This is a genomic window from Mesorhizobium sp. 01N446 (assembly GCF_056399285.1).
In genome coordinates, this window is record NZ_JBFTRA010000006.1 from 34,596 (window position 1) to 49,981 (window position 15,386).

Consider the following 15,386-nt stretch of genomic DNA (forward strand, 5'->3'; position numbering starts at 1 on the left):
TTCATCAGCTAGACGGCGGCGCGCGTCGCGGCCTGCAAAAACGCGAAAGCGCCGTGTGGTCAGCGCCGCGAATGACGCGCACGACGTTTGTCACTACCCCGGCAACGCTGGCGGCCTCGACCGCAACTGTCAGCACCTCATCCCAGAAGCCCGCGACGCGACGACGAGCATGCTGGCGCGTGGCTGGCAGAACCACCCCTTCCCGGACGGGCTTATCGCAAACATCAATCAGATACGGCTTCCCGACGCCGGGTCGAAGAAATGTACGGCTGACTTTCGTACGGAAAGCATGACGGTCTCATCCGGCTTCAAAGTGACGCGTTCGCGCAGCACGCAGACGAGTTCGTGGCCCGCCATTTCGACCGAAAGATGCGTCTCGGCGCCCGTCGGCTCGACGACGATCACCTTCGCCGCGGCACCGGTTTCGCTATCGATATGAATGTCCTCCGGACGCACGCCCAGCACGAGGCGCCGCCCTGCGGCGGTGGCGGGAATGGCTGACAGCGGGATGATTGATCCGTCGTCCAGTTCGAGGCCGGGATGCGGATCATCGCGCACTGTTCCTTCGACGAAATTCATCGCCGGCGATCCGAGGAAGCCGGCGACGAACATGTTTACCGGCCGGTCGTAGAGCTCGAGCGGGCTTCCGACCTGCTCGATCCTGCCGCCATTGAGCACCACGATCTTGTCGGCCATCGTCATCGCCTCGATCTGATCATGTGTGACGTAGACGATGGTCGATTTAAGCCGCTGGTGCAGCGCCTTGATCTCGGATCGCATCTGCACGCGCAGCTTGGCATCAAGGTTCGACAGCGGTTCGTCGAACAGGAACACCTTGGGATCGCGCACGATGGCCCGGCCCATGGCGACGCGTTGGCGCTGGCCGCCGGACAGCTGGCGCGGATAGCGTGCGAGCAGCGGCTGCAGCCCCAGGATCGATGCCGCCGTGTCTACCTTTTCCTTGATCTCGGCTTTCTTGGCGCCGGCAAGTTCGAGGGCGAAACCCATATTCTGCGCGACGGTCATCTGCGGATAGAGCGCATAGTTCTGGAACACCATGGCGATGTCCCGTTCCTTTGGCTGAAGATGGTTGACCACCCGCTCGCCGATCGAAATCTCGCCCCCCGAGATGGTTTCGAGCCCGGCTATCATGCGCAGCAGGGTCGATTTTCCGCAACCCGAAGGGCCGACGAGGATGACGAACTCGCCATCTTCGATGTCGACGCTAACCCCATGGATCACGGGGGTCGCGCCATAGGACTTCTTCACGTCGGCGATCTGGACAGAAGACATCTCGTAACCCCGTTTTCTAGCGCCGCGGCCTGACGCGGATGGCTTGATAGGGCTTGCCGGGCAACTCGACCCCGAAAGCCGCGTCCGCCTTGCCCCCACGCACGACCGAGCCATGGCGTGTCGGATGCGGAATCGGCGCCGGCACTTTCGTGGCCGGCGTCACCGTCATGGCCCATGAGTCGATGATGTCGATGTCGTAGTGGCCATCCTGCAGCGGTAGGCCGGAGGACCAGACGACCGGCTGATGCTCGCCAAGATAGATGTAACGAAGCTTGCCGTCGCTGGCGCCGGAGACGCGGCTCCAGGGCCATTCGGTGTTGTGGCCCATCGGCTCCAACCCGCTGCTGACGTCCTCTTCGATGACGTCGCGCAGGAAGCCGATCCGCTTCCACGCCTCGCCGTAGAGCCGGCCGCCCTTGGCCCACCAGATCAGATCCTGGGGGTGCATGTAGGTTTCGCCGTGCCCGGCATAACCGCCGCGCATGACGGTGAGCCAGAACCTGTGCACCAACTCCTCGGCCGTGATGTTGCCCCACGGCTGGATGATGTTGCCTTCATATTCGGGCTCGTCGTTGACGACCGGCTTGCCATAGGCTTCGCGCCATTCCGGTGTTCGTTTCACGTCCCAGTTCTGGATGCAGACATGGCTGACCCACGGTTTGCGATGGTCGAAATTCATCGACTGCTCGCCATTGTGGATGGATTTCAGATGTTGGTAGGGGTCATTCTCCTCGAGGATATGGAAGTAGCGGTCCCACTGCGCCATCGGCTTGGTGTCGAGCAGGAAATCGTATTCGTTGGCCAGCGACCACCAGACGTTGCGATAAGCCGCCAGCCGTGCCGCGAGGTAGGCGACGTAGCGGAAATCCTGAGCCGCGCTCATGTCGGCGTAGCCCCACCGATCATAGGGATGGAAGATGATGATGTCGGCCTCGATGCCGAGATTACGCAGTGCACCCACCTGCGTCTCGAGGTGGCGGAAGGCGACCCGATTCGGCCGGTCGAAATCCTCCTTGCCGTCCGCCCCTGTCTCGAAAATCGAATGCAGCGCCGGATTGGTATTGTAGGGATAGTCCTTTGGGAAGACACCCATGCGCAGTTTGTTGAAGCGCGCTTTCTTCAACGTTGCCAGCGTCTCGGCCTGCATCTCGAGCGGCTGGTGCGTCCAGGCATAGCAGGTGGTTCCGAACGGGAAGTAGGGTGTGCCGTCGGCGTAGGCGAAATGGAATTTGTTGCGCACGCGCACCGGGCCATGGTTGCCCGCCGCCGGCTTTACCGCCTCGAAGGCACCGGTATTGCCTGTCAGCAACGGGCTGTTGGACTGCGTGACGTAGCTCCAGCTGCCTTCATTGTCCGGCATGAAACGGATGCGGTAGGTGCCGTCGCCATCGTAAAAGCCCGGGACCGCGATGCTGCGGTTGGCTTGCGAAAAGCTGGCGGACAACTCGATCTCGACAAAGGGATTGCCATCCGCAGGCCCCTTCAGTTCGATCTCGAACATGTCCCATTTCTCGACTGTCGTGCCGTCGGTCATCCGTGCTTCCTTGCGTTGCTATTCCTTGACCGCGCCCGACGTCAGCCCCGAGACGAAGTAGCGCTGGAAGATGAGGTAGACGATCGCCGCCGGCAGCACCGTCATGACGATCGCCGCGTTGAGTTGGCCGTAGTCGCGGGCGAACTGGCTCTGGAACGACATCAGGCCGAGCGGCAACGTCCAGCGGTCCGGATCCTGCAGGATGACCAGCGCCATGGCGAACTCGTTCCAGGTGGCGACGAAGTCGAGGATCAGCAGCGCCGCAAGCACCGGCAGCGACACCGGCAGGAAGATGCGCCTGAACACGGTGAAATGCGACGCACCGTCGATAAGCGCCGCCTCGCTCAGTTCCTTCGGCACGTCCCTGAAGAAACTGTGCAGGATGAAGACCTGGTAGGGGACGCCGAAGGCGAGATAGGGCAAGATGATGCCGACATAGGTGTTGATCAGCCCGAAGCTGTTCACCTGTTTGAAGATCGGCGCCAGCATCACCTGGAACGGGATCATCGTGCCAAACACGATGGCGAGGAAGACCACTTTGTGTCCCCAGATCTGGATGCGGCTCAGCGAATAGGCGGCCATGGCCGATATCATCAGCCCGAGCGGCACCTTGATGAGGGTGATGATGGTGCTGTTGACAACCGTCGTGCCGAAATCGCCGCGCCGCCAGGCATTGGTAAAATTCTCCCAGGCGAGGCTGGTGGGCGGCGCGAATGCGCCGGTCCCCATTACCGTGGCGTTCGATTTCAGCGACGTGAAGATGATGAAGACGAATGGAGCGATCCAGACCATGGCGACGATGATCAGCGCGATCCACAATGCCACCAGCAGTGGATCCACCCGCTCCGCGCCGGCCTGGCGAAAGGGGCTGGCCATGCCGCTCATTGATAGGTCTCCTGTCGCTTGAGCGTCCAGCGCAGATAGGGGATGACGATGGAAACGGTGATCAGGAGCAGCACGACGGAGATGGCGCTGCCACGGCCGAAGTCCCCGAGTTGCATGGCTTGCGTATAGGCCCACATGGCGAGCATCTGCGTCGATTGCGCCGGCCCGCCGCCGGTCATGCCGTAGACGATGTCGAAGGCTTTCAGCGAGTTGATCAGCGACAGGATGAGGACGATGGTGATAGTGGGCCTCAGCGCTGGAAGCGTCACATAGCGGAACAGCTGGAAGCGTCCTGCGCCATCGATGCGGGCGGCTTCGATCAGCGTCTGCGAGACGCCTTGCAGCCCGGCCAGGAACAACACCATCGAGAAGCCTGCGACCTCCCAGACATAGCCGATGAAGACCGAATAGAGCGCGACATTGCGGTCGCCCAGCCAATCCTGGATCAGGTTGGGCCATCCGGCGGCGGAGAGCAAACTGTTGAACAACCCGAAGAAGGGGTCGAACATCCAGCGCCACATGGTTGCCACCGCGATCGGTGCGATGATCACGGGCATGTAGAACAAGGCGCGCAGCGGCGATCGGCCAGGGATGTTCTGGTTCAGGCCGAGCGCCAACCCAAAGCCGATCAGCGGCGGGAAGATGACCGACAGGAAAGTCCAGATCAGCGTGTTCTTGAAGGCGACCCAGAACACCGGATCGTCGGCGAGCACGTAGCGATAGTTGTCGAGCCCCACCCAATGCTTGTCGGCGTTCAGTCCATTCCATTTCATGAAACTGAGTTGGATGACGTCGATCATTGGATAGAAGGCAAAGACTGCGTAGGCCAGCACCGCGGGCGCCAACAGCATCAGTCCCTGCAGGGTCGGGTCCTGCAGTTTCCGGCGAAGCTGGCCTGACCGGGCAGGCATTCGCGCATGGCGATCGGCGGCGGAAATGTTCACGGCCATGTATCGTCCCAGGAGCGGTGCAGGAGAATCGGCTGGCCGGCCCCGGCCTGCGGCTTGTCGGGGCCGGCCATCGCGAGGTTCAATATCAGCTGCGATTGCCGATGAATTTCTGCAACTCGGCGGCTGCCGCCTTGGGATCGAGATTGTCGCTGGCAACCTCGTTGATCACCCGGAAGTATTCGGTGGTGACGTCGAGCGGGAAGGCCTGGTCGCCATTGACGAACGTCGCGGGGAACTTGCCAAAGATCTCGATCCATTTCTGGTCGAGCGGTTCTGTGCTCGTGTATTTGACGTTCTTGTTGACCGAGATCGAACCGAAATCGCCAAGGTGCTTTTGCTGCACGTCGGTGGATTCGAGATAGTTCAGGAATTTGGCGGCGATGTCGGGAACTTTGCTCTTGGTCGAAATGTAGTTGTACTCGGCGAAGCCGTAGAGGCGGTCAGTACCGGTCGGGAACGGGAACAGACCAAAATCCGCGGTGCGGTTTTCACCCTTGAGCTGCCCCACCAGCCAGTCGCCTTCAAGCATCATGGCGGCTCGATTGCCGAGGAAGAGATTGAACGACTGCGCCTGATCGATTCCCATGAACGGCTTCAGTGTGTAATTCGATGTCCATTTGTGGAACTCCTCGAATGAGGCCGTGGCGCAGGCCTCGTCGGCCCAGCTCACCTGCATGCTCATCAGACGGTCATGTTTCTCGACCCCGCATTTGGTCTCCAGGATCATGTCCATGAGACGCATGACGTGCCAGTTGACGGTTCCGCCAAAGGTGATCGCCGGTATGCCGGCGGCCTTCAGCTTTTCGGCGTCTGCAACAAGTTCATCATAGGTCGCGGGGGCCGTGGTAATACCGGCCTTCTCGAAAAGCGCCTTGTTGTAATAAAGCGCCTCGCCGTGGAATGTGTAGGGCACGCCGTGCCTGCCACCCTCATACTGCTTGGAGAAGGAAAGCGCCGGCGAGAGCAGTTCGTCGTCCCATTTGTATTCCGAGTAGTATTTGTCGAGCGGCAGGCTGAGCCCCGCCTTGACGAATTCGCCGCCAAGGCCAAGGCCGCCCCACATGAAATAGATGTCCGGCCCCTGGTCGGAACCTGAGGCGACCCGTAGCGCCGACTTGTGTTCATCGGTGCCGCGGCCTTCCACCTTGATGGTGACACCAGGATTGGCAGCCTCGAATTCCTTGACGATGTCAGCCCATGCCTTGTTGGCGGAATCATTGGCGAAGGTCAGGGTCCAAACCTTGACTTCTTGCGCCGACGCTTCACCCGCGACCACCATGGCGATGGCACCCAAAAGCGCTACGCGCCGAAGTTTCCTTGACGTTTGCATAGTCTCCTCCCTTGACCGTGTACTCGCATCCGCCGAACCCTGGTCAACCTTAGCGGCAACCATCATCATGTCAACTGGTATGATGAGATGAAGAGCGGGAGGATGCTTGCGGGTGATCAAAACTGCCTTCCAGGTCAGCAGCCTGGGCGGGCAGCAACGTGCCCAATCCGCCAACGATCAGCACCCTTGCGAGGGCGTCGATCCACTTCATGTTGGCGAAGGCTCGCATCGTCTCATAGGTCGAGGAAAACGAGGCAGCTGCGCGCCACCTCGTCCAGCCCGGCTTGGGAATCATCGCCCGTGCCCGTACGCACCGGAAAATTGCTTCTGAAACCTAAGACGCTCATGAAGAGAGCGTCCGCCATTTGGTGGATACGGCTTCATCGCCAAGGAGATCTGGCGCATGCGCAAGCCCGGAGGCTCTTCAACCCCCCGCAGTCGCGACTTGACCCAGCCGATCAGCCGAGCGAGAGTTCCTTCGTCTGGTGTCTCAGCACGAGGCCGACCGCGCCCAGCAACGCATCGTTCTCGGTGTGCTTGCCAACGATTATCCGCGTGCGCAGGGCCGGAGCGACATCGCGGGACTTGATGAGCGTGTGGCGTTCATAGGACCCGATCAGCGGCGTCAACAGAATGTCACCCGCCAACGCCATCTGGCCCCCGATGATGATGAGCGGCGGGTTGAGCACCGAGCCGATCAAGCCGAGACCCCGGCCGGCAATCTCGGCGGTATCCTCGATCATCCGCAACGCCCTGACGTCGCCCTCCTTGGCCATCATAATGACATCGTCCATGGTGACCTGCCGCCGCACAACACGCGAAATCTGTTCCAGTGGCCGGGCAAAACTCGCATAGAGTTCCAGGCATCCGCGATTGCCGCACCGACAAAGATCGCCGCCGGGATCGATGCTGATGTGCCCGAATTCGCCGGCACCGCCGGCAATGCCCGTCACCAGCTGGCCATGCTGGACAATGGCGCCACCAACCCCCAGATCGATCTTGAACAGCACAAAATCGTCTTGGCCGATGGCCGCACCCCACATCAGCTCGGCAATGGCCGAGCAGTTGCTCTCGTTGTCGGCGAAGATCGGCCGCTCCAGGACGGGTCCGAACACATCTCGTATGTTGACGCCAGCCCATGTTGGAACGATGCTCGCGCGCAGGACCACTCCATCGCGACTGACAGGACCAGAGACGGAAATCCCAACCCCCAGGAGTCCCGCCATCGGCAGACCATTTTCTTCGTAAGATTGGGCAATTGCCGATTTGGCCATCTGGGCCGCCTGCTGCGGTTGGTAGTCCAGTGCCATGGGGATAGTTTGTTCGGCAATGACGGAATGTGAGACATCGGCGACGATCAGCCTTATCTGCTGAAGCCCCAGATGAATTCCGACGCAGGTGCCCGCTGTCGGATTGAGCGTCACGGCCGCGGCTGGCCTGCCAATGGCTCTGATCCCCTCGTGGCTGGTCGGGGCTTCGATTACCATGCCCGATTTTCTCAAGCCATTGAGCGCGGTTGAGACCGTCGAGCGCGCCAGACCGGTGACACGTGCGATCTGCGACGCCGAGAGGGCGCCGCGCTCACTCAGGCAACGCACAATCATGCTCTCCGGCGATGCGGGCGGCCTGTCGATCAGCCAGGTTCTAAGCGAAGGTTTTGTCATGGACCAACATAAACATCGTTGACTGATAGCTCCAATATGTCATCTTGGAAAGAACTTGAGATTAACGCATCTCGCCGGCGGCGGCTTCAAACCGCGGCCATAAGCGGTCGATACGAACCGTGCAACACCATATGGGAGTGAAACTATGAAATGCATCATGACCGCCCTCGCGGCCGCCGTTGCGTGCACCTTTGCCGCCGGGGCAGCCTTCGCCGAGCCCAAGACGAACCTGCTGCATCAATGGGCGACTGGATCGGACGCGCAGGCGATCGCCAAGCTGGGCGAGATGTTCACCGCCAAGGGCGGCAAATGGGAACAGACCTCGATCGCCGGTCACACGGCCAATACGCTGGCCAAGCTGCGTGCCGACGTGATCGCCGGCAATGCCCCGCCCGCCGTGCAGCTGAAAGGTCCGGAAATCGCCGAGTGGAACAAGACCGGCATGACCGCTGATCTCGACGAACTGGCGGCTTCGGAAGGATGGGAAAAAGTGGTCGCGCCGGAATTGCTTCCGGTGATGAAGCCGACCGGCAAATGGGTCGCCGCCCCCATGAACATCCACCGCATCAACTGGCTGTGGGCCTCGCCGAAGGTCATGCAGGCCGCCGGCGTGACGGAAATGCCCAAGACCTGGGCCGAGTTCAATGCGGCCTGCGACAAGATCGTCGCGTCCGGCAAGATCTGCATCTCGCATTCGACCGCCGACTGGACGGATTCGACGGTGTTCGAGGTCGTGCTCTACGGCCAGGATATCGATCTCTACCGCAAGGCCTTCGTCGAGGGCGATGTCGAATCCATGCGCAGCCCGGGGATGGTCAAGGCCTTCCAGCAGATGCGCCTGATGACGACCAAGTACATGGATCCGGGCATGGTTGGCCGCGACTGGGATTCGATGTCGGCGCTCGTGGGCAAGGGCGACGCGGCTTTCCACATCATGGGCGACTGGACGATCGGCCTGCTGACCGCCGCCGGCTTTAAGGAAGGCACCGACTATGTCTGCGCCCAGGCGCCGACCGACTGGGGCAAACCCGGCTTCATCCTCAACTCGGACTCGGTCGTGTTCTTCAAGCAAAAGGACCAGGATTACATCGACGGCCAGAAGCTGCTTGCCAGCCTGATCCTGTCGCCCGACTTCCAGACGGTCTTCAACCAGGCCAAGGGCTCGATCCCCGCACGCCTGGATATCGATCTGTCGAAGGGCTTCAATCCGTGCCAGCAGCTCTCGCAGAAGGATCTCCAGGCTTCGATCAAGGACGGCACGCTGGTCCGCTCGATGGCGCACAACATGACCATCCCGCAGAAGATGCGCGGCGCGATCATGGACTCCATTACCGAGTTCGTAGCGACGCCCGACATGTCACCGGAGGACGGCGCCAATGCGATGGCCGACGCGGCCGAAGCACAGAAGTAGACAGGAACGGCCGGGCGCAGTTTCTATCCGCACCCGGCCATCCTCCATCCAGTTCCGCGCCGCAAATGTCAAATCACGACCTGATCCTGTCGACCCCGGCGCCCGCCCGCCCCTGGCGCGAGCGGCTGGGCTCCGCGATGCCCTTTCTGGTGCTCGGCCCCTCGCTTGTGGCGAGCTTCATCTACGTTTTCGTGTTCACCGGCTGGACGCTCTACATCTCGCTCTCCAACTCCTCGCTGCTCCCGACCTACGGCTTCGTCGGTCTGGACAACTACGCGTCACTCTGGGCGAACCGGCGCTGGAACATCGCTTACACCAACCTCTTTCTCTTCAGCGGTTTCTACATCGTCGGTTCGATGGCCGTGGGGCTGCTGCTGGCGATCCTGATCGACCAGCGTGTGCGCGGCGAAGCGGTCTGGCGCACGATCTTCCTCTATCCGCTGGCCGTCTCCTTCATCGTCACCGGCACGGTCTGGAGTTGGCTCTATAACCCGACCGACGGTATCCAGGCGATGGTGCGCGGATTGGGCTGGACGAATTTCAGCTTCGCGCTCGCCAGCGACCGACACTATGCAATCTATGCGGTGATCATCACCGGTGTCTGGCAGGCCTCGGGCTTTGCCATGGCACTGTTCCTGGCGGGTCTGCGTTCGGTCGATTCGGACCTCGTCAAGGCCGCGCAGATCGACGGCGCATCGACCTTCCGCATCTATCGCAAAGTGCTTCTGCCAACGATTGCGCCGATCTTCCTGGCGGTCGCCGTCATCCAGATCCAGTTCGCCATCAAGACCTTCGACCTCGTGGCGGCCCTCACGAAAGGAGGCCCTGGTATCTCGACCACGTTCCCTGCCATTTACGTCTATGACCTGATGTTCCAACGCGGCCAGATCGGCGAAGGCGCCGCGGCGGCCATCATGATGCTTGCCGCTCTTGCCGTGGTGCTGGTGCCCTATTCGTTCTGGGTGGTCTGGCGCCGGCGCAAGGAGGCCGGCCATGGCTGACGTCTCGCTGGACCAGGCGCAGGATCATCACGCTGCCACAGTTGCGGCGCGCAGGCATTTCCTCACCCGCTTCGTCATCTATGGGCTGCTGGTTATCTTCGCGGCGATCTACCTGGTCCCGTTGTTGGTCGTGGTGCTGAATTCATTCCGCGACCAGCAAGAGATCGCGCGCAACGGGTTGATCTCGCTGCCACGGAGCTTCCGCCTTGAAGCCTGGGGCCAGGCCTGGAGCACCTATTGCATCGGCGGGACCTGCGAGGGCATGCAGCGCAACTTCTACAACTCTCTGAAAATGACGATCCCGGCGACGATCATCTCGACGGCGGTCGGCGCGATGAACGGTTACATCCTGTCGAAATGGCGCTTCAGGGGTTCGGAAGCGCTGTTCACCTGCATGCTCCTCGGCGTCTTCATTCCGGGCCAGATTTCGTTGATGCCCTGGGCGTTCATCCTCGGCAATCTGGGCCTCAGCAATTCGACCTACGGGCTCATCGTCATCCACGTCATCCAGGGCATCTCTTTCACCACGCTGTTCTGCCGCAACTACTACGTCAGCATCCCCGACGATCTGATCAAGGCGGCACGCATCGATGGCGCAGGCTTCTGGCGCATCTTCGGCAAGATCATTCTCCCGCTCTCCTCACCGATCCTGATCGTCACGGTGATCTGGCAGTTCACCGGCATCTGGAACGAATATCTGTTCGGTGTCGTCTTCACCTCCGGGCAGCAACAGCCGATCACGGCCGCACTCGTGGCGCTGACGGCAAGCGGCACGAATGTACGCGCCTACGATGTCATGAGCGCCGCCGTGCTGATCGGCGCGCTGCCGCCGCTGCTGATCTATCTCTTCGGTGGCAAGTATTTCGTCCGCGGCCTGACCCAGGGTGCGATCAAGTGACGGGAGCCTATCTGATGTCGCCGATGGCCCCGACCGCCAAGAAAGGCATCGCATGTCGACATTGACCATCCGATCCCTGCGCAAGAACTACGGCGCGGTCGAGGTGCTGAAGGGCATCGATCTCGAGGCGCAGAACGGTGAGTTTATCGCGCTGGTCGGACCGTCCGGCTGCGGCAAGTCCACATTGCTCGCGACGATCGCCGGGCTGGAAACCGTAACCTCCGGCGAGATCCGCATCGACGGCCGGCTGGTCAATTCGGTTGCACCGAAGGACCGCGACATCGCTATGGTGTTCCAGTCCTACGCGCTTTACCCGACGATGACGGTGCGCGAGAACATCACCTTCGGCATGGAAAGCCGCCGCGTACCGAAGCCGCAACAGGACGAGGCGGTCAAACGGGTTGCTGCGTTCCTGCAGATCGAACCGTTGCTTGGGCGCAAACCCGGACAGCTTTCGGGCGGCCAGCGCCAGCGCGTCGCGATGGGCCGGGCGCTGGTGCGTGATCCAAAACTGTTCCTGTTCGACGAGCCGCTCTCCAATCTCGACGCCAAGCTGCGCGTCGACATGCGTACCGAAATCAAGAAACTGCATCACCGCGTCGGCAAGACGACGGTTTACGTCACCCACGATCAGGTCGAGGCAATGACGCTCGCCTCGCGCATCGCCGTAATGCATCAGGGATCGGTCCAGCAATTCGATGAGCCGGCCACGATCTACAACCGTCCGGCCAACATGTTCGTCGCGGGCTTCATGGGATCGCCGGCGATGAATTTTCTGACGGCCGAACTGAGCGAGGACGGCGGTCGCCCTGGCGTTGCCTTGCAGGCCGCCGACGGCAAGACGGCCGTCCTGCCGATCGTCCAGACCCTTCCATCCAATACGCCGCGACAGCTCGTGCTTGGCATCCGGCCGGAGCACATCTACCGGTTTGATCCCGATCTTCAGCGTCGCAAGCCAAGCATCGCGCAAATCGATGCCGTGGTCGAACTGGTCGAGCCGACGGGTGCGGAGACCATGGCCGTTCTGCGCCTGGGCGCCAAGGAGATCACCGGTCGTTTCGACCCCGACGGCACGCCTCGGATGGGTGAGACGGTGACGCTCGGCATCGACATGGCGCGTGCGTGCCTGTTCGACCCGACGACCCAACGCCTGATCTGACCCAACGCCTGATCTGAAGAGAGTTCGCATTTGCCCTTTGCCACCTATCCGAGCCTGGCCGACCGTGTCGTGCTGATTACCGGCGGCGCGTCTGGCATCGGCGCCGATACGGTTCGCGCCTTCACCGCCAATGGCGCACGCGTCGCGTTTCTCGATCTGCAGCAGGAGGCCGGCGAAGAGCTCGCGCGAGAACTCGGCGCCACGGCAGCGCACCCGCCGCTGTTCATGCACTGCGACGTGACCGATATTCCCGCGCTGCAGGCTGCGATCGGCACTGTGCGCGACCGCCTCGGACCTGTCGCGGTGCTGGTCAACAACGCCGCCGACGACAATCGCCACCCGGTCATCGACGTGACGCAGGCGTACTGGGACCATGCCCAGGACGTGAACCTCAGGCACCACTTCTTTGCCGCCCAGGCCGTGCATCCGCAGATGAAGGAACTGGGCTTTGGTTCGATCGTCAATTTTTCCTCGATCGCCTGGCGTTTCGGCGCGGCGGACATGGCGCCCTATGCGACGGCCAAGGCTGCAGTGGTCGGATTGACATTCGCGCTGGCGCGGGCGTTTGGTCCCGACAACATCCGCGTCAATGCCATCGAGCCGGGCGCCGTCATCACCGACCGGCAACGGCGGCTTTGGTACAAGACGCAGGCGTCGATCGACCAGGTGGTGCAGCGCCAGATGATCCGCCGGGTTCTGCTGGGCGAGGAGATCGCGCGTACGGTGCTGTTCCTCGCCGCCGACGATAGCCGCATGATCACCAAGCAGTCGATCACCGTGGATGCCGGTCTGCGATGACCCCAGCCCCATCAAAGGATCGCTCCATGCTCCAGGTCGGCCTGACCCCCTACGGTCTGACCTATCATCTCGGCCTCCAGGCCCGCGGCACGCCACGCGCCAATCCCAAGCCGGCAGGGCTGGAAGGTTTCATCGCGCTTGCGACCGAACTTGGCGCGCGGGTGCTGGAGATCTGGGTGCCATGGCTGACGGAGCTTTCCGACGACGCGGTGATCGCGCTGCGCGAAAGGCTCGCCGGCCTTGGAATCACACCGATCGTCAGTGGCGGGCTTCTGGTGGGCGAACCGCTCGACGCCGCATTTCGAGCCGCACGCCTGCTGAGGGTGAAAATCATCCGAACCGCACTGACGCCGGTTCTGTGTGGCGACCGCAACGCCGCCGGCGAGAAATGGGGCGAGTTCGCCGGCATCATTCGAGACAGATTGAAGGAATGGGGCCCCCGCGCGATTGCCGAGGGCCACGTGCTTGCGATCGAAAACCACCAGGACTTCACCAGCCAGGAACTCGTCGATTTCTGCGCGCTCGGCGGCGAAGGCATCGGCGTCACTTTTGACACCGGCAACACATTCCCTGTCGGCGAAGCGCCGCTCGATTTTGCGCGGCGGATCGCACCTTATGTCCGCCATGTCCACCTCAAGGACTACCGCGTGCAATTCACGACCGAAGGATACAGGCTGATCCGTTGTGCCATCGGCGATGGCGCAGTGCCGTTTGCCCAGCTGTTTGCAGTCCTTGCCGAACATCACGATCGCATGACCGCCGTTCTGGAACCAGGCGCATTGGAGGCGAGGCATGTCCGCTTTCTCAGCGACGACTGGTGGCGCGGCTATCCGCCGAAAACGGCGCGCGAATTTGCCGCCTGCCTGCGGGCCGCGCAGCGCAATCGCCTACCCGACGACGCTGACTACCGCACCCCTTGGGAGCGCGAAGACGACGGTTCCCTCGTTTCCTATGAGCTCGACATGATCCGGCGCAGCGCCGCCAACATGCGCAACCTTGGTTTGATGAAAGTGGAGAAGATCTGATGGCGACACGTGAACTCGATGGATTGACCGCCTTCGTCACCGGCTCCGGTCGTGGCCTTGGTCGCGTGATGGCCGAGCTCCTGGCGGAACTCGGCGCCAATGTCGCGATCCATGACATGGATGAAACAGCACCGGCCAAATATGGCGAGTTCGCCAATCTCGGCGAGGTGGTCGAGCGCCTGAAGCGGCATGGCACGAGGGTCACTTCGGTAACCGGAAACATTGGCGACCAGAAGGCAGTGGCCGAGATGAAGCGCAAGATCGAGGCCGATCTCGGTGACGTGCATGTGCTTGTCAATTGTGCCGGCGGCGACATCGGCGCCAAGGGCGGCAAGCCGACCCCCAACAACGCCCTCGACATCGAACTGGACGACATCCGCGTGCTCACGGAGAACAATCTGATCGGCACGATGCTGGTCTGCCAGGCTTTCGTGCCGCCAATGAAGCAGCGCGGCGGCGGTTCCGTCATCAACATCGCGTCGGCGGCAGCACATCTCGGCGTCTCACCCGAGGTCGTCTACTCGACGTTGAAGGCCGCGGTCGTACATTACACGCGCTGTCTCGCCAAAGAACTGATTGACGATGGCGTGCGTGTCAATGCGGTCAGCCCCGGCGCCACCAAGACGGCCCGGTTCCAGGCGACCCGAGTGGTAGATCCCACGCGCATGGATTCGAGCAAGAAATCGCTGAACCGCTATGCGGAGCCGGAAGAAATCGCCGAGGCAGTGGCCTTTCTCGCCGGTCCGCGCGCGCGCTTCATCAACGGCCAGGTCATCCGCGTCGATGGCGGTTTCACTATCTTCCCAGGCTAAATGGTCGCCGTTTGGCGATGTCCGCTGGCGAAGGGACGCGGCCGCAGATTGACGTATGTTCGGCGGCGTCTGAGTGGTCCCGTCACTCCCACTCGATTGTTAAAACAACATATAACTCGTTGAAATTACTGTCAAATATTTTTCGGCAAGGTGCAAAGTCCGACACCAGAACCGTCAAAAAATTACGCTGTTGATTTTAAAGCGAAAATCGCTGCAAAAAATATTTTGAGGTTTCACCAACAATCGAGACCAATCGGACGATTTTTGCACTTTGCGGCCGTTGGATGAGCACCCAAGCCTGTCTCGAAAAGTACCGTCACCGCTCCACTAGCGCACGGCAACGTGAAAGTCAGAATTTTTGCGGATCCGGGTGTTTTCGTTCGGTGATCGGGTCCCACGCTGTGGGTCTCTTACAGACGCGCGCGGCTTATCTTCAGCTCATTGATCCTGCGGATCGCATCCATCACTGTCCGCGAAGTGGATGGCGAGACTTTTGATTGCCCCTTCAGGACGCGGTGCACGGTGGCGACGCCGACGCTCGCCGCCGCGGCAATTTCCTTGATAGTTCCCAGCCGTTCGATCCCAATCGCCGGTTCGTATGTCATGTCCAACTCTCCGTGCCGCTA

At 61.4% G+C, this 15,386-nt stretch carries 15 protein-coding genes; 7 read left to right on the forward strand and 8 right to left on the reverse strand.

Annotation, left to right across the window (positions count from 1 at the left end):
* Positions 1-228 precede the first annotated feature (228 nt).
* The 7 genes from AC1DPX_RS21805 to AC1DPX_RS21835 form a co-directional block, all read right to left on the reverse strand.
* A complete protein-coding gene (locus tag AC1DPX_RS21805) occupies positions 229-1,293 on the reverse strand; it encodes an ABC transporter ATP-binding protein (protein WP_477239502.1) in 1,065 nt (354 codons plus the stop codon).
* A 16-nt stretch (positions 1,294-1,309) separates the two neighbouring features.
* The gene (locus AC1DPX_RS21810) at positions 1,310-2,827 is read right to left on the reverse strand and encodes a DUF5060 domain-containing protein (RefSeq protein ID WP_477239504.1); all 1,518 of its coding nucleotides are present in this window, start codon (positions 2,825-2,827) and stop codon (positions 1,310-1,312) included.
* Positions 2,828-2,845: 18 nt separating this feature from the next.
* Positions 2,846-3,712, reverse strand: coding sequence for a carbohydrate ABC transporter permease (locus AC1DPX_RS21815; RefSeq protein ID WP_477239506.1), 867 nt, complete (start codon positions 3,710-3,712; stop codon positions 2,846-2,848).
* Positions 3,709-4,662, reverse strand: a complete 954-nt coding sequence (locus AC1DPX_RS21820; protein ID WP_477239508.1) for a carbohydrate ABC transporter permease — start codon at positions 4,660-4,662, stop codon at positions 3,709-3,711. Before AC1DPX_RS21820 ends, AC1DPX_RS21815 begins: the two co-directional genes overlap by 4 nt.
* An 85-nt stretch (positions 4,663-4,747) precedes the next feature.
* Positions 4,748-5,992, reverse strand: coding sequence for an ABC transporter substrate-binding protein (locus AC1DPX_RS21825; protein WP_477239510.1), 1,245 nt, complete (start codon positions 5,990-5,992; stop codon positions 4,748-4,750).
* A gap of 70 nt (positions 5,993-6,062) precedes the next feature.
* Positions 6,063-6,287, reverse strand: coding sequence for a hypothetical protein (locus AC1DPX_RS21830; RefSeq protein WP_477239512.1), 225 nt, complete (start codon positions 6,285-6,287; stop codon positions 6,063-6,065).
* A 163-nt stretch (positions 6,288-6,450) separates the two neighbouring features.
* Positions 6,451-7,656: an ROK family transcriptional regulator gene (locus AC1DPX_RS21835; protein WP_477239514.1), complete on the reverse strand. Its 1,206-nt coding sequence runs from the start codon at positions 7,654-7,656 to the stop codon at positions 6,451-6,453.
* Positions 7,657-7,813: 157 nt separating this feature from the next.
* Here AC1DPX_RS21835 and AC1DPX_RS21840 point away from each other — a divergent pair, with 157 nt between their 5' ends.
* From AC1DPX_RS21840 to AC1DPX_RS21870, 7 genes are all read left to right on the forward strand, one after another.
* A complete protein-coding gene (locus tag AC1DPX_RS21840; RefSeq protein ID WP_244730496.1) occupies positions 7,814-9,067 on the forward strand; it encodes an ABC transporter substrate-binding protein in 1,254 nt (417 codons plus the stop codon).
* Positions 9,068-9,132: 65 nt separating this feature from the next.
* Positions 9,133-10,068 carry a carbohydrate ABC transporter permease gene (locus AC1DPX_RS21845; protein ID WP_477239516.1) on the forward strand — a complete coding sequence of 312 codons (936 nt, stop codon included), beginning with the start codon at positions 9,133-9,135 and terminating at the stop codon, positions 10,066-10,068.
* Positions 10,061-10,966 carry a carbohydrate ABC transporter permease gene (locus tag AC1DPX_RS21850; protein ID WP_477239518.1) on the forward strand — a complete coding sequence of 302 codons (906 nt, stop codon included), beginning with the start codon at positions 10,061-10,063 and terminating at the stop codon, positions 10,964-10,966. Before AC1DPX_RS21845 ends, AC1DPX_RS21850 begins: the two co-directional genes overlap by 8 nt.
* A 52-nt stretch (positions 10,967-11,018) precedes the next feature.
* The gene (locus AC1DPX_RS21855; protein ID WP_477239520.1) at positions 11,019-12,125 is read left to right on the forward strand and encodes an ABC transporter ATP-binding protein; all 1,107 of its coding nucleotides are present in this window, start codon (positions 11,019-11,021) and stop codon (positions 12,123-12,125) included.
* 30 nt (positions 12,126-12,155) lie between these two features.
* Positions 12,156-12,923, forward strand: coding sequence for an SDR family NAD(P)-dependent oxidoreductase (locus AC1DPX_RS21860; RefSeq protein WP_477239522.1), 768 nt, complete (start codon positions 12,156-12,158; stop codon positions 12,921-12,923).
* Between the two features lie 26 nt (positions 12,924-12,949).
* The gene (locus tag AC1DPX_RS21865; protein ID WP_477239524.1) at positions 12,950-13,948 is read left to right on the forward strand and encodes a sugar phosphate isomerase/epimerase family protein; all 999 of its coding nucleotides are present in this window, start codon (positions 12,950-12,952) and stop codon (positions 13,946-13,948) included.
* On the forward strand, positions 13,948-14,760 hold the full coding sequence (locus AC1DPX_RS21870) for an SDR family NAD(P)-dependent oxidoreductase (RefSeq protein ID WP_477239526.1): 813 nt from the start codon (positions 13,948-13,950) through the stop codon (positions 14,758-14,760). Before AC1DPX_RS21865 ends, AC1DPX_RS21870 begins: the two co-directional genes overlap by 1 nt.
* A gap of 410 nt (positions 14,761-15,170) precedes the next feature.
* Here the strand turns inward: AC1DPX_RS21870 and AC1DPX_RS21875 are convergent, their stop codons facing one another.
* Complete coding sequence (locus AC1DPX_RS21875; RefSeq protein ID WP_477239528.1) at positions 15,171-15,365, reverse strand: LacI family DNA-binding transcriptional regulator; 195 nt, start codon at positions 15,363-15,365, stop codon at positions 15,171-15,173.
* Between the last annotated feature and the right edge of the window lie 21 nt (positions 15,366-15,386).